Raw genomic sequence first — 23,242 nt, 5'->3', positions numbered from 1 at the left:
AGGCACGGATGCGACCGGCCGCGCAGACACCTCGGCGACGATCGATCTCGTCCCCAGCCTAGTGTTGGCGCACTCCGCTCAACTCCGGCCCGCTGCCCGCTTCTTGTAATAATCCCGCCAGATCAGGCGGTGGATCGGAATCCACCGCGGGATGTCCCGCAGGCCAGGGATGAAGGGCACGAGCGTCAGCAGCACACTCAGCACGAGCATCAGGAGCACGACGAGCAGGTCGGCGTTGGGGGCGGAGGCGAACGGCTCGATCTGGTACCAGAAGGAGAACAGCCACAGCCACGACTGACCGGGGGTGTTCCCGGTCTCGTTCATCATGCCCCACTGGTCGCCGGTGAGATGCGCCGCGGTCGCGAGGTCACCGAAGTAGGCTCCGTCGCCGAGGAACAGGATCGTGCGGGTGTAGTCGGAGTTGTAGAACGACTCCTGGGCGTTCAGCACGCCGTCGAGGGCGCCCTGGCTTGCCATTGTGAGGAGCGCATCCGTCAGGACCGGCACCGGGCCGTAGTCGCCGGTGGCGACCTGGGCCGGGTCGCCATCGGGGGCGTTCGTGAGGGCATCCGTGTATGCGGCGGTCCAGTCGGCCTTCTCGGTGTCACTCCCGGCGTTCCACGCGTCGAGAGCGGCGCTCGGCGGAGCGTTGAGGGTCGTCAGCGGGGTGATCACGAGGTCCTGGGCCGTATCGATCGGCAGCTGCACGCCGGAGAAGCTCTGCAGGTCGAATGCCCCGATGGTCTGGGTCGCGTCGGCGGTGGTGTTGTACGGCGGGCCGTAACCGGCGGTCTCGCTCGTGCCGCCGAGCTCGGCGGTCGCGGTGGCCACGAAGTCGGCGGGCTGGGCCTGGGCCCAGGACTTGAGGGTCACGCTCGGTTCGTCGGGCGAGCCGACGATCGCCGAGAGACCGACGATCACGAGCCCGACGACGACGAGGGCGACCGTGAGTTCCTTGAAGAGGTCGTACTCGCGCACGGTTCCGCGCCACGGGCGGCGGGCGAGGCCATCCCGGTCGGAACGGGACATCGTCGAGGCGCTCATCGGGTCGCCTCCGTCCGGTCCGTGCCGCTCAGCTGGGCGTCGGTTTCCGCCGCGTCGATCGGGGGACGACCCCGTGCATCCGCACCAGGATCACGTGCAGCGCGACGACGGCTCCGACGGCGAGGGGAAGCAATACGATGTGGAACCCGAAGATCTGGCCGAGGTTGGCCACGTTGAACCACGCGCCGATGCCGGAGGCGTTGAGCGCATCCTTGCCCTCGAAGGCGATCCACTGGGAGTCGAAGTTGGTCTGCAGCAGGTATCCGGTGAACGCCGCGACGATCGAGACGAGGAAGGCGCCCATCCCGGTGATCCAGGTGAGGGTGCGCCCACCGCGCCAGGCGGCCATCCAGTACTTGCCCCAGAGATGCACGACCATCGTCATGAAGAAGAGCTCGACGCTCCAGAGGTGCACGCTGTTCACGAAGTGTCCGAAGTCGGAGACGTGGTACCAGGCCGGGCCGTTCAGGCTCAGCACGACGCCGGAGACCACGATGAAGACGAGCGAGACGATCGCGCCCATTCCGAAGACGTAGATCCAGGATGCGACGTAGCTCGGTTGGTCCTGCGGCAGTAGCTTGTCGGCGGGCAGGTGCTTCAGCAGCCAGCCCCTGGCCTTCCCTGTCCAGGTGTAGTACTCCTCGACCGGTTCGGTCTTCCGTTCCTCACGGATGCTCATGGCCGTTTCTTCCCGCTCGGGAACGGCAGGAAGAGGGCCAGCCGAACAGCAGGATCATCACGAGGATCACGATGAGGTTGCCGAGCTGGATCTGGAAGGCACCAAAGCCGAGATAGATGCCCGGACTGTCCTGGGCTGCAAAATAGCTGATGAGCGGATGCATTACGGCTCCATTGCTCGGGATATCGGCCAGCCGTTGGGTGAATCCGAGCGGCTATGCCCCGATGGACCTCACGCTATTCCCGTTCGGCCGGAATCGCTCATCATTGGTCGCGGAAATGCCCTGAGACTCCGTTCAGGAACGCGCACCTGAGGACGGAGCGCGCACGCCCGTACTGTGTGCTCAGGCCGCCGACGCGGCGCCGAGCTCGGCGCGGAGGGACCAGTCCTGTCCCTCGAGGATGATCTGGGCGCAGCGGCCGGTCGTCGAGTTCACGACGATCGGCGCCATCAGGTTGACGGTCGTCCCGCCTTCGCGCGGGTTGGTCACGACGAGCACGAGAGCCTCATCGGCGCCGGCAAGGTCGAGGGAGCTGGCGTGCTCGTCGGTGATGACGGGGGAGTAGTCCGGCAGATAGATCGAGGCGTCGAGCACGAAGAGCCGGGTATGCCGGTCCTCGGCGGACTGCAACGTGTACAGGCCGTCGGCTCCGGCGATCTCGGTGAGATCGAACTCGGTCAGCGGCGCGAGGCCGGGCGGTGGGGAGACGAATGTCAGGGAGGCGCTCACTGGAGGAAGTCCATCAGGGTGTGCTGCAATACCTTCGCGGTCACGGAGAGTGCAGCCTGGTAGCTGACCTCCTGGAGTTTGAGATCAAGGGCGGCCTGGGCGAGGTCCACGTCTTCGATCCCGGATCGTTGGGCCTCGAGCGTTCCGGCCTTGGTGACGAGGCCGGCGCCGGCGCTCTCGATCTGCGCCTGTCGTACGCCGTTGTCCGACTGCGCGGCGATGACCGTGGTCAGTCGGGTGTCGACGGTCGCGAGGTAGTCGCTCGCGGTCGCCGTCGGGGTCGCCCCGGCGGTTCCGGTCGTGGGGTCGAGGGCGTAGCTGATGTTGTCGATGAGAGTGAATACCGAATTCGTGTCGGGCCCGTAGATCTTCGATCCGTTGGAATCGACGCGGACGGTCGAGTCCGCGGCGACGCGGCGCTCGACGGTCGAACCAGAGGTGCCCGTGTAGGTCACCGTCGCCGGAATCGCCGGGGTCGCCCCGTTCGCCGGGATCGCCGCGGTCGTCTTGAAGGCCACGGCCTCGTCCGAGGTTCCGGCGAAGACGCTGCGACCGAGGTACTGGGTGTTCGCCTGGGTGAGCAGGTCCTGCTTGAGCCCCTGCAGCTGCGTGGCGAGGGCGCTCTTCGCGGTCTGCGAGAGCGAGCCGTTGCCGCCCTGCACGGTCAGGTCGCGCACCTGGTTCATGATGTTCGTGGTGGCGGAGAGCGCGGCATCCGCTGTCGTCAGCCAGCCGGTGCCATTGTCGACGTTGCGGGTGTACTGGGCGACCGCGGTCTGCTGGGCGCGCACCGCGAGCGAATCCGCGGCGCGCGCCGGGTCGTCTGAGGGGTTCTTCAGCGTCGTGAGCGAGGAGGCCTGCTCCTGCAGTTGGGTGAGCCTCGCGAGGTTGCTCTGCAGGCTGGTCTGTGCGGCGCGAATCTGGGTCTGGGTGGTGACACGGGAGATCATTATCAGCGGCCCACCAATCCGGTCTTGTTGATGAGCACGTCGAGCATCTCGTCGACGGCGGTCATGACGCGGGCGGCGCCCTGGTACGCGTGCTGGAACATCAGAAGGCTCACGTTCTCTTCGTCGAGGTCGACGGATGCGTTGGACAGCTGGGCCTTGACCGCTGCGGTCGACGTGATGTCGGCCAGGGACGCGCCCTGGAGCTCGGACTTCGTGGTCACCGCGAGGCGGGTCACGACATTGGACCAGTCCGCGCTCGGTGAGGTGAAGGGGAGGTTCGTCGCGGGGTCGATGGCGGTGGCCTTGCCCGCGCCCAACTGCGAGACGGCGTCGGCGATCGTGCCGGCCGAGGTCACGGTGGTGGATCCGGTTGCGGCTGCAGCGGCGGTTACCGCGGCCCCGGCTGCGGTCAGCGCCGCCGAGAGGTCGGTTGCCGTCTTCGGCAGGACGCTCAGGCCGAGGGCAGCTGCCCCGGTGGTCGAGACTGTGAAGAAATTCCCGCCGGGAGTCGACGTGGGGTTGAAGACGGCGTTGACGCTCGTGGCGAGTGACGTCGCGAAGGCGTTGTAGGTGGCCGCGACGTCGGCGAGGGTCGATCCGGTTCCCTGGCCGTTCGCGTCGATGGTCGCCGGGCCGAGCAGCGAGAGCGCTCCGGCGAGTTCGCCGCCGTCGACCGAGACGGCCGTCGGCGGGGTCTTGCCGAGATCCCTGGTCCAGACGACCTGCACGGTGCCGGCCGTTCCGGTATTGGCTCCGGTTCCCGTCATCGAGGTGGCTCCGACGGCCGTCAGGCTCTGGGCCTGATCGCCGCTGACAAGGGCGTTCCCGCCGACGAAGATGCTGACCGTGCCGTCGGTCTGTTCGGAGACGACGCCGCCGGTGAGGGCGGCGATGGTCGTGGTGAGCGCGCTGCGCTTGTCGAGGAGTTCGTTGGCGGAGCCGCCCGCCGCGACCGTCATCCGGATCTGGGAGTTGAGTCCGGCGACCTGCGTGGCCGCGGCATTCACCTCGGAGACCATCGAAGTGACGCTCGAACGCTGGGAGGACCACTCGGTCGCGACGGCCTGGTAGTTGGACGCGATCTGGCCGGCCACGGCGTTGGCCTGGCTCAGCACGACGCCGGCCGGGGCCGCGTCGCCGACGCTGTTGGAGACGTCCTGCCAGCCGGCCCAGAACTTGGAGAGGGTCGCAGACAGCCCGCTCGTGCCCGGCTCGTTGGTGGCGGCCTCCACCGCGGAGAACGAGTTGGCGCGCACCGCCGAGAAGCCCGCGGCCGCGGCCGAAGCGCGCACCTGCGCGTCGAGGCTCGCGCTGCCGAGGCGGGCGATGCCGGTCACCGAGACGCCCTGGCCGGCGCCGACTCCGGAGGAGAAGAGATCGACGCGCGTCACGGCATCCACTGACGAGGTCGTCACGCGCTGGCGGGTGTACCCCTCGGTGCCGGCGTTGGCGATGTTCTGGCCGACGACGTCGAGGCCCTGGCGGGCGGCGACGAGGCCGGTGTATGCGGTGTTGAGTCCGCCGAATGTGCTCATGGGGTTCCCGTTAGAACGACTGGTCGAAGAGGCGGGCGGGCGGGGTGGACGCATCCGCTGTGCCGCGGGCGTCGTAGGTGTTCGTGTTCACACGGATATCGGCGAGCGTCTCCTGGCTGGAGCGTGCGGCCGAGCGGAGCAGGTGTTCGTTGGCGTCGCGGAGTTCCTTGATCTGGGAGGCGAGCTCGCCGAGGGCCTTGAGGTGCGCCGTCATGATCTCGGTCCAGGGACCGACGGGGGCGTGGGTGACGAGTTCGCGGAGCGTGGCGTCTTCGTTCGTTCCCCACTCTGCGGACATGGCGGCAACCTCGACGCTGCGGGCGAGACCGGCTTCCTGCACGTGGCCGAGCACTTGCTCGACCTCGCGGGTGCCCTGCTGGAGCCAGCGGGTCTTGCCGTTCGTCAGGAGGAGCTGTTCTTCGTCGAGCTTGAAGACGAGCAGTTCGAGGAGCTCCCGCTCGCGCCACAGGAGGGCCGAGAGTTCATTGGCGCCCACGATTTCCTCCACACGATTCCGGTCGGGCCGAGGGACGCACGACCGCGTCGACTCTGGCTTCAGATGGCACTATCGGCAGGGTTTTGCCGCACGTAAGCGATCCGTGTGCCCAGACTGGCAGGTGGCGGCTGGGAATGTCCACCTAAATGAGGACAACGCTTTCCCAAAAGTGGGGGTGGCAGGGCGTGTCCGAGCAGGTAAGCGTTTCCCGGTTGGGGGGTAGTAGCCCCCCAGAGTGGGGGTGCCGCACGGCCCGTCTCAGGGGCGGCTGATTGTATGTTTGACACGCGGACAAAATACTTTGTGTTAAAGGGGCCCCGAACCCCTGTCCGATCAGTGAATTTGTCCCAGTGCTCACCCGGTACGAAGCGAAGTAATCCTGGCCCTGCCAGAGGTCTCTCGCTCAACATCCGTTCGTGAAACACAAGGGGGCTGCGACGTGAATCGCACAGAGCGCAATCGGTTGGTCACCGACAACCTGCCCCTCGTCGGATACCTGGTTTCCGAGGTCTGGGCCAAGGCTCGTCACCTCTCACGCGATGATCTCGCGTCTGCGGGCGCGCTCGCGCTCGTCACGAGCGCGGATGCTTTCAACCCCGACCTCGGGGTTCCCTTCGGCGCATTCGCCCGTCGTCGCATCATCGGGGCATTCGCCGACGAGATGCGCTCCAACGACTGGGCCACCCGCACCGCCCGTCGACGCATCAAGGAAACCCGCGCCGTTCAGGAAACCCTCGCCGCCGCCCTCGGCCGTGCCGCGAGCGTCGACGAGATCGCCGCCGCACTCGGCGTCGACCGTGAGACCGCGGCTGCAGGCCTCGCCGACAGCGAGCGCACCGTGATCGCCCTCGACGACACCACTGCCGAGTACATCCCGGCGAGCACCGTGCTGCCGGGGAGTCGCTGCTTTCCGCCGAGCGCCTCGCTTACCTGCGCGCGGCCGTGCTCGCGCTCCCGCCCAAGATGCGCGAGATCATCGAGCAGGTCTACTTCGACGACCGCCCGGTCAAGGACATCGCCGCAGACCTGGGCATCACCCACTCGGCCGTGTCCCAGCAGCGCGCGGAGGCCATCCGCCTGCTGCGCGACGGCCTCGGCACCCACTACGCCGACGATGAAGCCGACTACGTGCCGGAGTCCCGCGTGGCGCCGGCCCGCCGCAGCGCCTACCTGGCCAGGCTCGCCGATCACGCGATGCTCGGCATTGTCCAAGAGCGGATGCCCGCCGTCGCGACCGACCTTCCCCTCACGCAGCCGATCAGCTTGCCGGTGCCCTCGCGGACCGCCGCGATCGCCGCAGCGAAGTACGCCACCGCTGCGGGATCCTTCGGCGGCCACGGCGCCTACCCGGCCCGGGAATCTTTCTCGCTCAACGGCTAACGCACGATCGGCCAAGGCCGATAGATCTCAGTGTCAGCCCATGGATGGGTAGACGCACCGACACCCACTCACGGAGGAATACATCATGGGTATGCAGATCAACACCAACATCGCGGCGAACAACACCTACCGCAACCTGACCGCTACACAGAACGACATGTCCAAGTCGCTCGAGAAGCTTTCCAGTGGTCTTCGCATCAACCGCGCATCGGACGACGCGGCCGGCCTCACGGTCTCCGAGGCACTCAAGTCCCAGGTCGGTGGCCTCACGGTCGCCAGCCGCAACGCCCAGGACGGCATCTCGGTCGTGCAGACGGCTGAAGGTTCCTTGAGCGAGGTGCAGTCGATTCTGCAGCGCGTTCGTGACCTCGCCGTCCAGGCCGGTAACGACTCGAACAACAAGGACTCCCGCACCGCGATCACGACCGAGGTCACTGCGCTGACCAAGGAACTGACGCGTATCGGTGACTCGACGAACTTCAACGGCACCCAGCTGCTGGACGGATCGAGCAAGGCACTGAGCTTCCAGGTCGGCGCCAACTCCGATGCCAGCAGCCAGATCAAGGTCGACCTGACGGGTGCGAACGTCAACACCATCGCAACTGCGATCGGTGCGACGAACGTTGGTTCGTCCTACACGGTCGGCGCAGCCGGCACCAACGACGTCGTGCAGTCCTTCGTCGTCACGAACCCGGACAAGTCGGTCTCGACGATCGCGACGGCGGCGCTGTCGACCGGCGGTGGTACTGCGCAGGAAGTGGCCGATGCACTCAACAAGGACACATCCTTCTCCGGCAGCTTGATTGCTACCGTCGACACCGCAGGCAAGCTCAACGTCAAGGCATTGAACGGTGGAGCGGTGGCCGTCGCGAACCCTTCCGCCGGGCTGACCGCGGGTGCCGGTGGACTTGCTGCTTCGGGTGGCCTGGACTTCAGCACCGCTGCTGGCGCTGCGGCGGCAATCAAGGTTGTCGACGCTCAGCTCACCAAGGTGTCGACCGCTCGTGCCGACCTCGGTGCGGTTCAGAACCGGTTCGAGAGCGTCGTCAAGACGCTTGCCGTCTCGACCGAGAACCTGACCGCTGCCGGATCCCGCATCCGCGACACCGACATGGCCGCTGAAATGGTCAAGTACACCCGCTCCAGCATCCTGGTGCAGGCCGGTACCGCCATGCTCGCTCAGGCGAACCAGGGCAACCAGGGCGTGCTCAAGCTCCTCCAGTAAATCGGATAGCCCAGGCAGTCGGGCAACCGACCGGTGAACTATGGCCGGCGGCGCGCGGGAGATGAACTGGACCTCATCCCTCGAACGCCGCCGGCCATTCCACGTTCCACCCGCAGCACGACCAGCAGCACAGAGTTTCACACCTAAGGAGGTGGAGGCATGACGAACGCGATCGACGGGCTCATCAGCGGCCTGGACACCACGACCCTGATCAACTCCCTGATGACCGTCGAGGCTCGTCCCCAGACGCTCCTCAAGGCATCCGTCGCCACCTCTCAAAAGCTCATCACCGCACTCCAGGGCCTCAACGGCCAGGTCGCAGCCCTCGCGACCCTCGCGACCACGGCTTCGAAGCCGGCGGCCACCGACCTCTACGCCGCTACGAGCAGTTCCACGAGCGTGACCACGGCCATTTCGACCGGGGCCAGTGCGGGCCAGATCGACGTTGTCGTCGGCGCCCTCGCCAAGACCCAGGTCGGCGTCTCCGCCGCCCTGACCGTTTGGCCGGCCAGCCCCGCGGCACTCACCGTCGTCGTGAACGGCGTCAGCACCGAAATCACCCCGGCATCCACGTCCCTTGACGATGTCGTCACTGCGGTCAATGCGGCCGGTGCCGGCGTCACCGCGACTAAGGTCGCGTCGGGCGTGGACGCGAGCGGGGCCGCGCAGTACCGCCTCCAGTTCACCGCCACGGGCTCGGGACTCGCTGGCGCATTCACGGTCTACCAGGGGACCAAGGCAGAGGTCACGGCCAACACCGCCACAAACGTGCTCACCCAGACCGGTGCCGCCATCACGACTGCCGCACAGGACGCGAGCCTCACGCTCTGGGCCGGCACCACGGCCGAGCAGAAGATCACCTCGTCGACCAACACCTTCGCCGATCTACTTCCCGGGGTCGCGATCACGGTCTCCGCAGTTTCGACCACGGCCGCGACGATCAAGGTCGCTCGCGACGACGCCGCGATCAGCTCGCTCGCCTCCGGCCTCGTGAGCTCGCTCAACGGGATCTTCGCCCTCATCTCCACCCAAGCCGTCGTGACGAACAGCACGAACGCCTCCGGTGCCGCCGTCATGTCGCCGGGCGTTTTCACCGGGGACAGCGGGGTTCGTGACGTGAGCCAGAAGCTGCTCACCGCGGCATCCGCCCCGATCAACGGGCACTCGCCGTCGGAGTATGGCATCAGCATCACGAAGACCGGCACGATGGAGTTCGACGCGGCGAAGTTCGCGACAGCCCTCGCCGCCGACCCGACGACGGTCAAGGCCGCCGTGCAGGAGATCGCGACCCGGGTCGCCGCTGCGGCGACCGCAGTGTCGGACAAGTACACCGGTGCGCTCACGAGCGAGATCACCGGGCAGCAGTCCTCTGTGAAGAACATGAGCACCCGGATCGACGCGTGGGACGTCAGCCTGGCCACGCGACGCTCCACCCTGCAGGCCACCTACACGGCGCTCGAGGTCTCCCTCGCCGCTCTCAAAGCGCAGTCGAGCTGGCTCACGGCCCAGGTCGCTGCGATCCCAACCACTACTACTACGAGCGCTGGATGATGATGGCAATTATGAGCATGATGGGGAGCAACGCGCAGGCCCGCCGCGCACAGTTCAACCGCGAATCGATCCTGTCCGCGACGCCTGCGCGGCTCCTGACGATGCTGTACGACCGTCTTCTCCTGGATCTCAACCGCGCCCAGGCCGCGCAGCTCAACCAGGACTGGCAGGTCGCCTCGGAGAACCTGCTGCACGCCCAGGCGATCGTCTCCGAACTGTCGTCCTCCCTCAACGTCGAGGCCTGGGACGGCGCCGAAGGCCTGTTCGCGATCTACGTGTACGTGCAGAACGCACTCATGAGTGCCAACGTGCACCGGGACGTCAACCGCACGGTGGAGTGCATCGGACTGCTCGAGCCGCTGCGTCAGACCTGGCACGAAGCCGCCGAGCAGCTTCCCGCGCAGCCGATGGCTGCCCGGGTCGGAGGAGAGCTCGGTTATGCCTAGGCCGTCGGGATCGTATGAGGAGTGGCTGCGCGTGCTCGACGAGCTCGAGCGCAGCCTCGGCAGCGGCACGCGCAATGCGGTGCTCGCGATCGAGGGGAGCGGTTCTCGACCGGCGTGCAGTGGCGCGCGCCTGAGCACCTGGGGCAGCTTCCCGTGCAGCTCGAGGAGCGTGCCCGGTTGCTCATCGCCGGCCAGCTCGAGTTGATCCGCGAGATCGAGGATGCGCGGCGCTCCGCCGGAGCACACCTGTCCGCCGTGCGCACCATCCTCACCGCCCAGCGCGCCAACGCGTCCGTCTATCTTGACGTCACCGGCTGATCGGACTCGTTGAGCGAGGCTTCTCCTCAACAGGTGCCTGATCAGAGGGAGTTTCCACAAGCCTGAGCCATGCTGAAAGAATGTCGGCGGTCCGTCGTAACGTGGGGGCATGACCGATCTTCCCCAGCCGCCCGCTTCACTCGATCAGCCGCATGGCGACCGGGTGCAGGGCGACCCGGTGCAGAGAGGCGTGCTCGGCGGGTTGCGGTCGATGGCTCATATCGTCACCGGGCTCGGTGGCTCGTCTGCCGCTGTCGACACGTTGAGCGATGACGCGGTGCTCGAAGGGCACGCATTGATTTCGGGAGCCCGGCGGGCACTCGACACCCAGGCGGCGTGGTTCGCCGCGACACTCGCCCGGCGGTCCCGGCCCGAACTCGGCGGCCAAGGCCTTGCGGCCCGGCAGGGGTTCCGGACCCCAGAAGATCTGCTGCAGAACTTGTCCGGGTCGAGCAAAGGTGACGTGAGCAAACTCTTCGCGGTCGGCCGGCTGCTCGCCGAGGCCGACGCCGCTGAGAAGGCCGCCCGGGAAGCCGCCGAGGCTCAGAAGTTGCTCGACGAGACTCCGTTCCTCGACGGCGTCCCACCCCTCGACGGCGCGGCCCCGGGCCTGCCGCCGGTCGACCCGCCAGTACCTGCGGCCGCGGTGCCGCCCTGGCACGCGCCGATCGGCCGGGCCCTGCGCGAGGGCTGGCTGAGCGTCGAGAAGGCAGACTCGCTCCGGAAGGGGCTCGGCGACCTGGACCGGGCGATCACCCCGGAGAAACTCGCCACTGCTCTGGCCCGGCTCCTCGCCGAGGCGCGCGCGGTGAACGCTGACCAGTTGTTCAAGCGGGCCCGGCGGGTGCGGGACGTGCTCGATGAGGCCGGCATTGCCGCCCGGGAGAAGGCCGTCTACGACGACCGGTCGTTGCGGTTCTGGCGGCTCCACACCGGGCAGGTGCGCATGGTCGGGTTGTTCGCCCCGGAAGACGGCGAATACCTGATGAGTACCTACGACGCCATTACCAGCCCCCGCCGGGGCGGGGTCCGCTTTGTGGACAAGGAGCAGGCAGCGTGGGCGAAGCGCGTGCAGGACGACCCGCGCACCACCGAACAGCTCACCGCGGACGCATTCCTCGCCCTGACCAAACTCGGCGTCAAAGCCGACCCCAAGCGCATCGCCGGAAGCCGCAGCCCCGCCGTCCGCATGATCACCATCCGCCCCAGGAGCACCACACCCACCGGTTTCGCGCCCACGGGAACCACACCCACCGATGCCGCGCCAGCCGAGGCCCCGTCACCCACAGCCCACGCTGCGGCGAACCCCGAAACCGCGGCACCCGCGCTCCAGCCCGGCGTCATCGAGGGGACCGCGGTGACGGTCTCGGCCGAGACGGTGGAACGGAACCGGTGCGACAGCGGGCTCCTCGATGTCACCTTCGACGACCACGGCAGCGGCGTCGACCTCGGCCGGGAGCAACGCACCTTCAGCCCCTCCCAAAGGGTGGCCCTCGCCATTCGCGACGGCGGCTGCATGTGGCCCGGCTGCGACCGACCACCCTCCTGGACCGAAACCCACCACATCCAACACTGGAAAGACGACACCGGACAGACCAACCTCGACCAGGGCATCCTTCTCTGCAGGGCCGACCACCTGCGGCTCCACAACGAACACTGGCGCATCGCACGCGACGACACGGGCCGCTACTGGCTCACTCCGCCACCCGGTCTCGACCCCGAGCAGAGGCCCATCCTCCTCACGAGCAAGAGCGAGATCCTTCGCGACGACGACTGACGGGAGCGGGCGGTCGGCGGGCCGAAACGGCCGCTGCACCCCCTTTCGAGCCAAGCGCCTGACTCGTGGAAAGAAGACCTAACGCGGGCCCGAACCGGGCCGATAGCTAGAGACGAGCACGGATTGCTCGCACCAGGCCACGGATCGGCCGTTCAGTACATCTGACGACGAATCGGGTAACCGTGCTTGAATCCGTGACCTCCACCGCTCTCACGAGCGCACTGGCCGCACTGTCCCTGCGACAGAGCACCATCGCGAGCAATATCGCCAACGTCAACACGCCGAACTACCACGCCAAGCAGGTCGCGTTCGAGTCCGCCCTGGCCAAGTCCGTGGCGAACGGCAGCGGCAGCACGACCGCGACGACGACAGATTCCCTCGAACCCACCAACGTCAACGGCAACAACGTCAACCTCGATACCGAGACGCTCGCGAACACGTCCACCGTTCTCCGGTACCAGTTCGCCGCCCAGGCAATGAACATGCCGTTCAGCGCCGTGCGCGCCGCGATGAAGACCGCCTGATGAGCCTCGACGCGATCGGAATCGCCGGCTCCGGCCTCACCCTGCACCGCAAGTGGCTCGACGCGATCGCCGACAACATCGCGAACGTCAACACCGTCACCCCCACGAGCGGCAATGCCTTCCAGGCCCGCTACATCGTGGCGCAGGCCGGCGCGGGCGTGAACGGCGTCGAGGTCGCGGGCACCGCACAGGGCTCGGCGACCGGCATCCTCGTCTCCGACCCGACCAACCCGCTCGCCGACGCCGCCGGCTACGTGCGCCGCCCCGACATCGACCTCGGCGAGCAGATGGGCGACCTGATCATGGCCCAGCGCGGCTACCAGGCGAACGCGGCCGTCGTCGACCGCGCCAAGACAACCTACGAAGCAGCACTTCAGATCGGCCGTGCCTGATGACCATCGCATCCATCGGGGCGCTCGCGCTCCAGGCCAGCCAGGCCACCCAGAGCGTGCAGGCCACGCAATCCAGCCAGGCCACCACGGCCACAGACGGCTCGGGCTTCGGAACCGCCATGGCCGGCGCCGTCGACAACCTGCAGCAGCTGCAGTCGACCGCGAACACCCAGGCTGTCGCCGCCGTCACCGGCAACCTCAACGACATCGCGAGCGCCACCATCGCCGCGACCCGCGCACAGGTGAGCCTCGAACTCGTCGCCGCCGTGCGTAACAAGGGCGTCGACGCCTTCAACGAGATCATGAGGATGCAGGCCTGATGCCCCGCCAGATCAGTTCCTTCTTCCAGCGACTCGGACAGAACATCCGTGAGTTCACCATCGCGCAGCGCACGGTTGCCATCATCGGCGTCGCGGTGCTCGCACTCGGCATCGCCGCGCTCACGATGTGGGCCACGAAGCCCGCGTACACGCCCTGTTCTCCGGGCTCGCCGGCGCCGACGCGAGCGCCATCGTCGACCAGCTCGCGACCGACAAGGTCGACTACCAGCTCAGCGACGGCGGTGCGACGATCCTCGTTCCCCAGGCGGATGTCTACGCCGAGCGACTCAAGGCGGCCGCGGCCGGCCTGCCGACCTCGGACACCGGGGGATACTCGCTGCTCGACAAGATGGGCGTCACCGCGAGTGAGTTCCAGCAGTCGGTGACCTATAAGCGGGCCCTCGAGGGTGAGCTCGCCAACACGATCCAGGCCATGCAGGGCGTCAAGACCGCCTCGGTTCGCCTCGCGATCCCCAAGGACACCGTGTTCGTGTCCGAGAAGCAGGACCCGACGGCATCCGTCTTCGTCGCCACCCAGACCGGCGTGACCCTCTCGAGCGACCAGGTGCAGGCCATCGTGCACCTCACGAGCGCCTCGATCGACGGCATGAAGCCGACAGACGTCGCCGTGATCGACTCCAAGGGCATCGTGCTCTCGGCCGTCGGCACCGGCGTCACCGGGACCGGCGCCGAGCAGTCCACCGACTACGAGCAGCGCGTGCGCGGTTCGGTCCAGGCCATGCTCGACAAGGTGCTCGGCGCCGGCAACGCGACCGTCGTCGTCGCCGCAGACATGAGCGCGCAGTCGGCCTCGCGCGTGGAGGAATCCTTCACCTCGCCGACGAACGCTCCCGCCCTCAACGAGGCCGTCAAGACTGAGACATACACCGGCACCGGCGCCTCGGGAGCGGCCGGGGTGCTCGGCACCACGACCACGACGACGACACCGACGGGAACGAGCACCGACGGCTCCTTCACCTCGGCGGACACCACGAAGAACAACGCGGTCAACAAGGTCACCGAGACCCGCACGATCCCGGCCGGTGCCGTCAACCGCCAGACGATCTCGGTCGCGGTGAACAAGGACACGATCGGCAGCGTCAACGTCGCCGACGTGACCAGCCTGGTCTCCTCGGCCGCCGGCATCGACTCGACCCGCGGCGACGCGGTCACGGTCGAGGTCGTGAGCTTCAACGGCCAGGCCGCCGCAGACGCATCAGCGGCTCTCGCCCAGCAGGACGCCCAGACCTCGGCGGACCGGATGGGGGAGATCGTGCGCATCGGCATCATCACCGCCGGAATCCTGATCACCCTGATCCTCGGCATGCTGCTCTACGCCCGCCGCTCCCGCCGCCAGAGCCGCGAATCGATCGAGGTCGACGAGATGCTCCAGGTACGTCCGGCCCTCGCCCCCGCCGCGGTTCCGTTCGGCCTCACGACCCCGATCGCGCCCATCATGATCGACCCGAGCCCCACCGTCGCCTTCGGTGTTCCCGCCTTCACCCCGCCGGCCGCTTCCGAGCGGATGCGTGTGGAGATCGACGCCCTCGCCCAGCGCGACCCGAAGAAGACCGCAGAGTACCTCCGCGGCCTCATGGATGATCGGCAGCCCGCATGATCGATCCCCAGGCCCCCTGACCGGAACCCAGAAGGTCGCCATCGTTCTGATGAACATGGAGCACGACCGTGCGTCCGAGGTGATGAAGCAGTTCACCGAGGCCGAGGCCGCCGACATCGCCGCCGAGATGGTGCAGCTGCGCCGGGTCGACACCGAGGTCGCCGAGACCACGGTCCTCGAATTCCACGACCTCACCATGCGCGGCACACGCTCCCCTCGCGGAGGCCACGCCTACGCGGTCGGCCTGCTCGAGGCATCCTTCGGCGCAGAACGCGCCGCCGGGGTCATGAGCCGGGTCGCCTCGTCGATGGCGGGCAAGGCCTTCGAATTCCTCGACACCGCCGAGCCGCTCCAGGTGCTCACCCTTCTCGACGGCGAACTGCCGCAGACCATCGCCCTCGTCCTCGCCCATCTTCGGCCGGAACACGCCTCCGCCGTGATCGCCGGCCTCGAGGGCAGCCTGCCCGCCGAGGTCGCCCAGTGCATCGCCGGAATGGGAACGGCGACGCCCGAGGCGATCCGCGTCGTGACCGACTCGCTCAAGGCCCGCGTCGGCGCCGTCAGCGCCACCAGGGACTCCGTCGAGGTCGTCGGCGGCATCCAGCCGCTCGTCGAGATCATCAACCGGGCGGATGTCGCGACCGAGCGCTCCCTCCTCGAAGCCCTCGACGCCCGCGACCCGGCCCTGGCCGAACAGGTGCGCGCCCGGATGCTCACCTTCGCCGACATCGTCCGCCTCGAGGACCGCGACGTGCAGCAGGTTCTCCGCGGCATCGACGCCGGTATCCTCGCGATCGCGATGAAGGGCTCCACCGACGGCGTCGTCGAGATCATCCGCAAGAACCTCTCCGAACGCAACCGGGAGATCCTCGACGACGAGATCCGCGCGCTCGGGCCCGTCCGCGTCTCCCAGGTCGAGGAGGGACGTGCGACGATCGTGCGTGCCATCCGCGACCTCGAGGCCCAGGGCAGCATCACCGTGACCCGTGCGGACGAGGACGCTTATGTTGTCTAGCCCCGCGATCCCGTTCCGTCACGCAGAGCCCGTGCTCGTGGATGCGTCCGGAGCCACCGCCGGAACCGCGCCCGCAGCCGGAAAGGCGACCACCCCGGTCGCCCGCGCGGCCGCCGAGACCGCCGGCGACCCGCCGTTCTCCGCGATCTCCTTCCCGACCCTGCGCGCAGTGTCCGGCGACAGCACGGTCGAGGCCGCCCGGGTCCAGGGGCATGCTGCTGGATACACGGCGGGCATGCGGGCCGCCGCGAGCGACATTGCGGCGCAGGTCGCACGCCTCGAGGCCGACCACGCCGCCCGGGTGTCGCAGGTCCAGGCGCAGCTCGACCGCACGGTCGGGCTCCTGACCGCCGCGAGCCACGCGCTCGACGAGCGCACCCAGCCCGTCCTGCACGAGGCCGAAGGCACCCTGCTCGCCACGGCGCTCGACCTCGCGGAGGCCGTGATCGGCTACCAAATCAGTGACGGGCCGAGTGCGGCACGGCTGGCCCTGCGCCGTGCACTCGACCCCGCGTCGCCGACCCGGCCGAACGTGGTGCGCATGCACCCCGCAGACCTCGACGTGATCGACCCGGCCGTCCTCGCCGCGACCGGCGTGACGTTCCAGGCCGACCCGTCGCTCGCCCGCGGCGACGCCGTTTCCGAGTTCGCGGACGGTTTCCTCGACGCCCGGATCTCCACCGCGTTCGAGCGGGCCCGCGCCGCGCTCCTCGGGGAACCCGATGACCCTCACCTGGGAACCGCGCCCCGTTGCCCTCGCGCGCGCCCTCCGCGTCGCCCGCCCCGAGCGGGTCGGCGTGGTCTCGTCCATCGTCGGCCTGGGCCTCGAGGTCCGCGGGCTCAACTCGGCGATCGGCGACCTTGTCGCGATCGGGAACGACGCCGAGATCGACGCGGAGGTCGTCGCGACGACGCAGGACGGCATCCGCTGCATGCCGCTCGGCCGGATGACCGGGATCCGGGTCGGCGCACCGGTCCGGTCCGACGCGACCCCGCACCTCGTGCCCACCGGGAACGGCCTCTTCGGCCGTGTCATCGACGGGATGGGCCGCCCCATCGACGGCAAGGGCCCCCTCGTCGTCGAGGAATACGTCTCGATCGACCACGACAGCCCCTCCGCGATGCAGCGGTCGCGGATCACGACGCCGCTGCAGCTCGGCGTGCGCGTGCTCGACACCCTCACGAGCGTCGGCCGCGGCCAGCGCATGGGCCTCTTCGCCGGCTCCGGGGTCGGCAAGTCCTCACTCCTGTCGATGATCGCGCGCGGCACCGACGCGAAGGTCTCCGTGATCGCCCTCGTCGGGGAGCGAGGCCGCGAAGTCCGCGAATTCCTCGAGGACGACCTCGGTGCAGAGGGCCTCGCCCGGTCGATCGTCGTGGTGTCGACCTCGGACGAACCCGCCATGATGCGCCTGCGCGCCGCCTTCGTCGCGACCCGCATCGCCGAGTCCTTCCGCGACCAGGGCGCTGACGTCATGCTGATGATGGACTCGCTCACCCGCGTCGCGATGGCCCAGCGTGAGATCGGTCTCTCCGTCGGCGAACCTCCGGCAACCCGCGGCTACCCGCCATCGACGTTCTCCCTGATGGCGCGCCTCCTCGAGCGCGCGGGCACCGACCAGTCCGGCTCGATCACGGGCATCTACACCGTGCTCGTCGACGGCGACGACCACAACGAGCCCATCGCGGATGCCGCGCGCTCGATCCTCGACGGACACGTCGTCCTCGACCGCAAACTCGCCGTCCTCGGCCATTTCCCGAGCGTCGACGCCCTCGCCTCGATCTCCCGGGTGGCCTCCCGGGTCAACACCGCGGAACAGAACCGGCTCGCGGGAAACCTCCGCAAGGTGCTCGCCGCGCGGCGGAACGCCCAGGACCTCCTCGACGTCGGCGCGTACAAGCCGGGCACGAACCCGCTCGTCGACGCGGCCGTGGAGAACGAGGCCGCGATCAACGAATTCCTGCAGCAGCGGATGGACGACCAGACGTCCGCCCCGCTCGCGTGGGACCAGCTCACCCGGCTCACCCGGCTGTTCGGAGGCATCTGATGAAACGCGACTTCGCCCTCGCCGGACTCCTCCGGCTGCGCCACCTGCAGCAGGACGCCGCCGCCGGGGAACTGGCCGCGGCCAACGCCCTGTTGAACTCGAACGAGGCCAGGCGCGCCGAGGCATCCGCAGCCCTGACCGTGCTGCCCAGTGAGGCGACCGGCACCGCATCCCTCGCCGCGATCGCGGCCGGGCGCACCTCGGCGCAGAGCATGCTCGCCGACCTCGATGCGCTCGGGCGGGAATACCGGCAGACCGCTGAGACCGCGCACGCCGCCTTCACCGCGAAGCGTGCCGAGTCCGTCGGGCTCGAAAAGCTCGAGGGCCGCCACGGCCTGTTCGTCGCTGCGGAGGACCTGCGGGCGGAGCAGACCGTGCTCGACGAGATCGCGTCGACCGGGTGGCACCGCCGCAAGGCCGGAGGCACCCGATGACGATGGTCGACGCCCTGAGCCGGATCAGCACGATCCAGGCCACCCTCGCGCGATTCGACGCACTGAGCGCCGCGTCGGCGTCGACGGCCGCGGCCGCTGCCACAGCCACGACGACCACGACGGCCGACAGCACCGGAACCGCTGCGACCTTCGCCGACGCCCTCGCGGCGGCGGCCAGCTCGGCCACGACCGCGGCGAGCGGCGCGGGCGTCGCGACCGGCAGCGTGACCGGAACCGACATCGTCACCGCGGCGCAGAAGTACCTCGGCGTTCCCTACGTCTTCGGCGGCAAGAGCTCGAGCGGCATGGACTGCTCCGGGCTCGTGCAGAAGGTCTATGCCGACATGGGCATATCCGTTCCCCGCCTCGTTTCCGGGCAGATGAAGATCGGCACCGAGGTCGCGTCCCTCGCCGACGCGAAGCCGGGCGACCTGATCGTGACCGGCGGCGGAGAGCACATCCTGATCTACGCCGGAAACCACAAGGTCATCCACGCGCCGTACGAAGGCCGCACGGTCTGCGAGGTCGAGGCCTACATGAAGGACTCCGACATCGACACCATCCGCCGCGTGATCCCGGACGCCCCCGCGACGTCCAGCACGGCTTCGACGGCCTCGGCGACCGCTCTCACCGCGGCGAAGGCCGCCGCGACGTCCGGCACCGCCGACCTGCTCAGCGCCGCCCTCGCCTCGATGATGAAGAGCGCCTCCTGATGGCCGCCTCCTTCGGAAGCGCGGTGTCCGCGCACGCCTCCCTCGCCCGGGCCAACGCCCAGGCCCTGCTCGCACGCTCGGCGACGGAGACCCGGACCGGGAACGGCACGGGTTCCGGAGCGAACACGAGTGCGGGCAGCTTCGCCTCCGCGCTCGACACGGCCAGGGACGCCGGGACGACCCAGCGTCGCGAGGCCGCGAGTGCCTCCGTCGACGCGCAGGCCGTGACCGCACGGGCGGCCCAGGCGGCCCTGTCGCGCTCGGCCGCGGATGCCGCCGCTCGCGAGCGCATGGACGCTTCCGCAGCACGGTCCTCGGCGCAGGCCGCCGTCCGGACATCAGTCGACCGGACATCCGCCGCCCGGACGTCTGCGCTGCAGGACACCCGGGACTCCGCAGGGCAGTCCACACAGAAATCCGGAGAGACGGCACGGGACGCCCAGGATGCGCGCGCGGTCCGGTCGGTGCAGATCGCCAGGGACGTGCGCTCGGCCCGGGCGGCACGCGGCGCCCGCACGGAGCGGGATGCCCAGGCGGAACCCGTGCCGTCGTCCGGCCGGGGATCGATGAGCACCGGGGTCTCTTCGGGTCAGTCTGCAGTCGGAGCGGCCGATGGTCCCGGATCGGCAGCGGCCCAGCAGGGTGCGAGTGACACGCAGGCGACCGTCATGCGTGACCTGCTCACGGCGGATTCGGCGTCCCTCTCGGCCGCTACCTCTGGCACGACAGCTGGCTCGACAGCAGCCTCGACTTCGGGCGCGGCGCCCGGCGACAGCTCGGCTGTCGGCCCGGTTTCCTCACGCTCGGTCTCTTCCGGTTCGACGTCCGCTGATTCCGCGGCAGCCGGTTCCGCGACGCTCGGCCGGGCACTGCCCGGCGCCGTCACCGCGGAAGCGCAGGCTCCGGTCGGCGCAGCACAGGCGGCTGGTTCACCGTCGAATTCGACAACAGCAACCGCGACGACCGCCGGGTCTCCGGTCGATTCCTCGTCACCGGTCGGTGCCCTCGGGAACCAGGCGGCCGCCGCCGTGACCGGAACGACCACCGGCGGTGCCGGCGTCACCGCCCCTGCTGTCCAGGCCCCGACTCCCGGCGCAGCCACCGACGGGACGGACGCAACGAACGGTCAGGCGGGTCCGACCGGAGCGGCGGCCGCAGGGTCCGCCGCCGGCCTCACAGACCTGGCCGGCCGCGCATCCGCCGCAGCCACCCGGACCGCTGGCGCTCCCGGCGCCGCGAACTCGAGCCTCCCGACCACGGCGCCCATCGACTCGCGCGCCGCCGCGTCGGTCAGCCTCGATTCGGTCAGCAACGCCTCGAACGGCAACGGCTCTGACAGCAGTGGTTCAGCCAATACCGGTTCAGACAGTGCCGGCGCAGGCGGCTCGCGCGGGGAGCGGTCGCCGACTCTGGCGCCGCATTCCGATCGGCAACGGCAACGGCCGCAAGCACTGCTTTCGCTTCTGCCGCGACTCCCGTGACTCCCACCGATCCGACAAGCGTGGGCACCGCATTCCCGGCCGCCCCGCACACGGTCGCTGCGAGTTCGACTGTCGCCGCGGCATCCGCTGCCGGCGCCTCGGCCGCGACACCGGGAGCGGCGCAGCTCGCCGACCTGCCGTTCGCCGGCCAGGTCGGCCGCGGCCTCGCGAGCCTGATCGGCGCCGCGAACGGCGAGCACGCGATGACCATCACCGTGAACCCCGACAATCTGGGTCCCGTGATCGTGCGGGCGCACATCGGCGGCAGTGCGATTCGGGTGGAACTGTTCGCCCCGACCGATCTCGGGCGGGATGCCCTGCGCGCGATCCTGCCGGAGCTGCGGCGCGACCTCGCCCAGGGCGGCACGGACACGCGGCTCGACCTGTCCGGGAACTCCCAGCCCGACGATTCCCGCGCTGCGGGCTCCGGTACCTTCGGCGCTCCCGGCCGGCAGGAGGCCAGGACCAGTCCGGATCCCGGATCCGTGCGGGCACCCGACCAACCGGGCGACGCCCGGGAGTCCGGCACGGCGGTCCGACCGCCGTTCCGGGACGAACCCCTCGGCTACCGCCCCTCTGTCGATGTGCTGGCCTGAATGACAGCTCAACGGATGACCGCCCAGAACCTGTTCCAGAACACGACCACAAGAACCACGAGAAGCACGAGAAGAGAGAATCCATGACGATCGAAGCCATCGTGGCCGCATCGGCAGCCGGAGCAACGGGAGCCGCGACCGCGACCGCCGGCGTGTACAGCGCGTCGACCACCTCGCGCACGCCGAGCCAGAGCCTCGACTCCGAGGCCTTCATGAAGCTCCTCGTCACGCAGCTGAAGAACCAGGACCCGAGTTCGCCGATGGACTCCAACCAGATGATCAGCCAGACGACGCAGCTCTCCATGATGGAGAAGCTCACGGCCCTGTCGACGACCTCCGACGAGAGCTTCTCGCTCCAGATGCGCATCGCGGCCGCCTCCCTGGTCGGGCAGAACGTGACATACACGGATGCCGCCGGCACCTCGGTCACGGGAGTCGCCTCCGCCGTGTCCTACGCCGGATCGGTGCCGCAGGTCACGGTCGGGGAGTGAGCGTCAAGCTCGACGCGATTTCCGGGGTCACGACCCCGGCGACCACGACCACTCCGGTCGTCGCGACCACCACGACCTGACGCCCGGCGCGTCCCGCCCGGCCGTACTCCACCACACGCTTTCCACCCATACCGTTTCGAAAGGCAGCATCCCATGCTTCGTTCCCTGTATTCCGGAATCTCCGGCCTTCGCGCGCACCAGACCATGCTGGATGTCACCGCGAACAACATCGCCAACGTCAACACGACGGCGTTCAAGTCTTCCTCGGCGCAGTTCCAGGACACCCTGTCCCAGCTGACCCACGGCGCGGGCTCCCCGCAGACCGTTGTCGGCGGCACCAACCCGGCCCAGGTCGGCCTCGGCGTGCAGGTCGCCGGCATCTCCACCAACTTCGCCCAGGGCTCCACCCAGTCGACCGGTCGCGCAACCGACATGATGATCTCCGGCGACGGTTTCTTCGTGACCCAGCTCGCCGGCGAAACCCTCTTCAGCCGCGCGGGCGCCTTCGACTTCGACGCGCAGGGCCGCCTCGTGTCACCGTCCGGCGCGCTCGTGCAGGGTTGGAACGCCGACGCGAAGGGCACGGTCAACCAGGGCGGAGCGCTGGGCACCATCACCCTGCCACTCACCACAATTCAGCCGCCATTGGCTTCGGCAACGGCCACAGTGACCGGAAACCTGCCTTCGGATGCGGCTGACGGTACAACCCTGAGCCGGGAATTCACGGCCTATGACAAGACCGGCGCCGCGAGTCAGGTCTCACTCAACTTCACGTACAGCGCAGCGGCCCCGGCCAAGTGGACCGTCACTTCTCCCAACTCGACGAGCAGCACGATGCTCACCTTCGCGGATGGGTCACTGACCTCGACTGCGAACAGCCTGCCGGTCACCGTCAACGGTGTCACTGTCGCCGTCGACCTGGGCACGATCACGGGCGCCGCCAACCTCAGTTCGTTGACTGCCGCGAGCACCGACGGCCACGCCGCAGGTTCGCTCACGTCGTTCACCCTCGGCAAGGACGGCACCCTGACCGGGCTGTTCAGCAACGGCAAGCAGCAGTCGATCGGCCGGATCGCCCTCGCGACCTTCACCAACCCCGGTGGCCTCGAGAAGGCCGGATCGTCCGAGTACCGGTCGACCACGAACTCGGGCACCGCTGTCCTCGGTGCCGCCGGATCCGCCGGAATGGGCACCCTCACGAGCGGTTCCCTCGAGATGTCGAACGTCGACCTCTCCCAGGAGTTCACGAACCTCATCGTCGCCCAGCGCGGATTCCAGGCCAACGCCCGCATCATCACGACCTCCGACGAGGTCCTGACCGAGCTGACGAACCTCAAGCGGTAGTCCCGGCAGACGCAGGCGCGACCGGCGCCGGGTCCTTCGCGGGCCCGGCCGGCGGCATCCGCCTGCCCGCCCACACCCCGAGCTAACCTTCGGCGCGGAGCGACCGACAGTGGTGCCTGACGGCCGGTGTGGCCG

General features: G+C 68.8%; 25 protein-coding genes and 2 pseudogenes. 20 read left to right on the top strand and 7 right to left on the bottom strand.

The annotated features are described in order from the left end of the window. Window positions 1-78: 78 nt before the first annotated feature. From RGU41_RS08330 to RGU41_RS08300, 7 genes are all read right to left on the bottom strand, one after another. Complete coding sequence (locus RGU41_RS08330) at window positions 79-1,044, bottom strand: hypothetical protein (protein WP_322135990.1); 966 nt, start codon at window positions 1,042-1,044, stop codon at window positions 79-81. Window positions 1,045-1,072: 28 nt separating this feature from the next. Beyond that, a complete protein-coding gene (locus tag RGU41_RS08325; protein WP_322135989.1) occupies window positions 1,073-1,723 on the bottom strand; it encodes a cytochrome b N-terminal domain-containing protein in 651 nt (216 codons plus the stop codon). Next, complete coding sequence (locus RGU41_RS08320) at window positions 1,710-1,886, bottom strand: hypothetical protein (protein ID WP_322135988.1); 177 nt, start codon at window positions 1,884-1,886, stop codon at window positions 1,710-1,712. Before RGU41_RS08320 ends, RGU41_RS08325 begins: the two co-directional genes overlap by 14 nt. Window positions 1,887-2,066: 180 nt before the next feature. Next, on the bottom strand, window positions 2,067-2,453 hold the full coding sequence (locus RGU41_RS08315) for a flagellar assembly protein FliW (RefSeq protein ID WP_134448940.1): 387 nt from the start codon (window positions 2,451-2,453) through the stop codon (window positions 2,067-2,069). After that, window positions 2,450-3,403 (bottom strand): flagellar hook-associated protein FlgL, encoded by a 954-nt coding sequence (flgL, locus tag RGU41_RS08310; RefSeq protein WP_134561253.1) that lies wholly within the window; start codon window positions 3,401-3,403, stop codon window positions 2,450-2,452. Before flgL ends, RGU41_RS08315 begins: the two co-directional genes overlap by 4 nt. Window positions 3,404-3,405: 2 nt before the next feature. After that, complete coding sequence (gene flgK / locus RGU41_RS08305) at window positions 3,406-4,938, bottom strand: flagellar hook-associated protein FlgK (protein ID WP_322135987.1); 1,533 nt, start codon at window positions 4,936-4,938, stop codon at window positions 3,406-3,408. Window positions 4,939-4,948: 10 nt separating this feature from the next. After that, on the bottom strand, window positions 4,949-5,434 hold the full coding sequence (locus tag RGU41_RS08300) for a flagellar protein FlgN (RefSeq protein WP_322135986.1): 486 nt from the start codon (window positions 5,432-5,434) through the stop codon (window positions 4,949-4,951). A gap of 439 nt (window positions 5,435-5,873) precedes the next feature. On the opposite strand from RGU41_RS08300, the pseudogene RGU41_RS08295 reads away from it, so the two are divergent. The 20 genes and pseudogenes from RGU41_RS08295 to RGU41_RS08200 all read left to right on the top strand — a co-directional run. Beyond that, window positions 5,874-6,053: pseudogene (locus RGU41_RS08295) on the top strand (flagellar biosynthesis protein FliA); the annotation flags it as partial. A 323-nt stretch (window positions 6,054-6,376) separates the two neighbouring features. After that, window positions 6,377-6,814 carry a sigma factor-like helix-turn-helix DNA-binding protein gene (locus RGU41_RS08290; protein ID WP_322135985.1) on the top strand — a complete coding sequence of 146 codons (438 nt, stop codon included), beginning with the start codon at window positions 6,377-6,379 and terminating at the stop codon, window positions 6,812-6,814. Window positions 6,815-6,899: 85 nt separating this feature from the next. After that, on the top strand, window positions 6,900-8,039 hold the full coding sequence (locus RGU41_RS08285) for a flagellin (protein WP_134561251.1): 1,140 nt from the start codon (window positions 6,900-6,902) through the stop codon (window positions 8,037-8,039). Between the two features lie 159 nt (window positions 8,040-8,198). Next, on the top strand, window positions 8,199-9,590 hold the full coding sequence (fliD, locus tag RGU41_RS08280; protein WP_322135984.1) for a flagellar filament capping protein FliD: 1,392 nt from the start codon (window positions 8,199-8,201) through the stop codon (window positions 9,588-9,590). Next, window positions 9,587-10,036, top strand: a complete 450-nt coding sequence (gene fliS / locus RGU41_RS08275; RefSeq protein WP_322135983.1) for a flagellar export chaperone FliS — start codon at window positions 9,587-9,589, stop codon at window positions 10,034-10,036. Before fliD ends, fliS begins: the two co-directional genes overlap by 4 nt. Before the next feature lie 114 nt (window positions 10,037-10,150). Beyond that, the gene (locus RGU41_RS08270) at window positions 10,151-10,354 is read left to right on the top strand and encodes a hypothetical protein (RefSeq protein ID WP_322135982.1); all 204 of its coding nucleotides are present in this window, start codon (window positions 10,151-10,153) and stop codon (window positions 10,352-10,354) included. A 109-nt stretch (window positions 10,355-10,463) separates the two neighbouring features. Beyond that, entirely contained in the window at window positions 10,464-12,131 is a 1,668-nt protein-coding gene (locus tag RGU41_RS08265) for an HNH endonuclease signature motif containing protein (RefSeq protein WP_322135981.1), read from the top strand. 182 nt (window positions 12,132-12,313) lie between these two features. Then, the gene (locus tag RGU41_RS08260) at window positions 12,314-12,655 is read left to right on the top strand and encodes a flagellar basal body rod protein FlgB (RefSeq protein WP_322135980.1); all 342 of its coding nucleotides are present in this window, start codon (window positions 12,314-12,316) and stop codon (window positions 12,653-12,655) included. Next, on the top strand, window positions 12,655-13,047 hold the full coding sequence (locus RGU41_RS08255) for a flagellar basal body rod protein FlgC (protein ID WP_134561248.1): 393 nt from the start codon (window positions 12,655-12,657) through the stop codon (window positions 13,045-13,047). Before RGU41_RS08260 ends, RGU41_RS08255 begins: the two co-directional genes overlap by 1 nt. Further along, entirely contained in the window at window positions 13,047-13,367 is a 321-nt protein-coding gene (gene fliE, locus RGU41_RS08250; RefSeq protein WP_134448951.1) for a flagellar hook-basal body complex protein FliE, read from the top strand. The genes RGU41_RS08255 and fliE overlap by 1 nt, the downstream gene beginning before the upstream one ends. Before the next feature lie 127 nt (window positions 13,368-13,494). Beyond that, a complete protein-coding gene (gene fliF / locus RGU41_RS08245) occupies window positions 13,495-14,985 on the top strand; it encodes a flagellar basal-body MS-ring/collar protein FliF (protein ID WP_322135979.1) in 1,491 nt (496 codons plus the stop codon). Next, window positions 14,966-16,000: a flagellar motor switch protein FliG gene (fliG, locus tag RGU41_RS08240; protein WP_322135978.1), complete on the top strand. Its 1,035-nt coding sequence runs from the start codon at window positions 14,966-14,968 to the stop codon at window positions 15,998-16,000. Before fliF ends, fliG begins: the two co-directional genes overlap by 20 nt. Beyond that, a pseudogene (locus tag RGU41_RS20805) lies at window positions 15,990-16,634 on the top strand (FliH/SctL family protein); the annotation flags it as partial. The gene fliG and the pseudogene RGU41_RS20805, both read left to right, overlap by 11 nt. A gap of 88 nt (window positions 16,635-16,722) precedes the next feature. Continuing rightward, window positions 16,723-18,048 (top strand): FliI/YscN family ATPase, encoded by a 1,326-nt coding sequence (locus RGU41_RS08230; RefSeq protein ID WP_134448955.1) that lies wholly within the window; start codon window positions 16,723-16,725, stop codon window positions 18,046-18,048. After that, a complete protein-coding gene (locus tag RGU41_RS08225; protein WP_134448956.1) occupies window positions 18,048-18,482 on the top strand; it encodes a flagellar FliJ family protein in 435 nt (144 codons plus the stop codon). The genes RGU41_RS08230 and RGU41_RS08225 overlap by 1 nt, the downstream gene beginning before the upstream one ends. Then, entirely contained in the window at window positions 18,479-19,195 is a 717-nt protein-coding gene (locus RGU41_RS08220; RefSeq protein WP_134560265.1) for a C40 family peptidase, read from the top strand. Before RGU41_RS08225 ends, RGU41_RS08220 begins: the two co-directional genes overlap by 4 nt. Beyond that, entirely contained in the window at window positions 19,195-20,676 is a 1,482-nt protein-coding gene (locus RGU41_RS08215; protein WP_322135976.1) for a hypothetical protein, read from the top strand. The genes RGU41_RS08220 and RGU41_RS08215 overlap by 1 nt, the downstream gene beginning before the upstream one ends. After that, entirely contained in the window at window positions 20,673-21,272 is a 600-nt protein-coding gene (locus RGU41_RS08210; protein WP_322135975.1) for a flagellar hook-length control protein FliK, read from the top strand. Before RGU41_RS08215 ends, RGU41_RS08210 begins: the two co-directional genes overlap by 4 nt. An 83-nt stretch (window positions 21,273-21,355) precedes the next feature. Beyond that, window positions 21,356-21,763 (top strand): flagellar hook assembly protein FlgD, encoded by a 408-nt coding sequence (locus RGU41_RS08205; protein WP_322135974.1) that lies wholly within the window; start codon window positions 21,356-21,358, stop codon window positions 21,761-21,763. A gap of 153 nt (window positions 21,764-21,916) precedes the next feature. Then, a complete protein-coding gene (locus RGU41_RS08200) occupies window positions 21,917-23,107 on the top strand; it encodes a flagellar hook protein FlgE (RefSeq protein WP_134448960.1) in 1,191 nt (396 codons plus the stop codon). The last annotated feature ends 135 nt before the right edge of the window (window positions 23,108-23,242 follow it).

The sequence above is a fragment of the Cryobacterium sp. 10C3 genome, from assembly GCF_034314285.1.
Taxonomy (GTDB): Bacteria; Actinomycetota; Actinomycetes; order Actinomycetales; family Microbacteriaceae; genus Cryobacterium; species Cryobacterium glucosi.
Note: the sequence above shows the minus strand (reverse complement) of the source record. Positions and strands in the feature narration are given on the sequence as shown.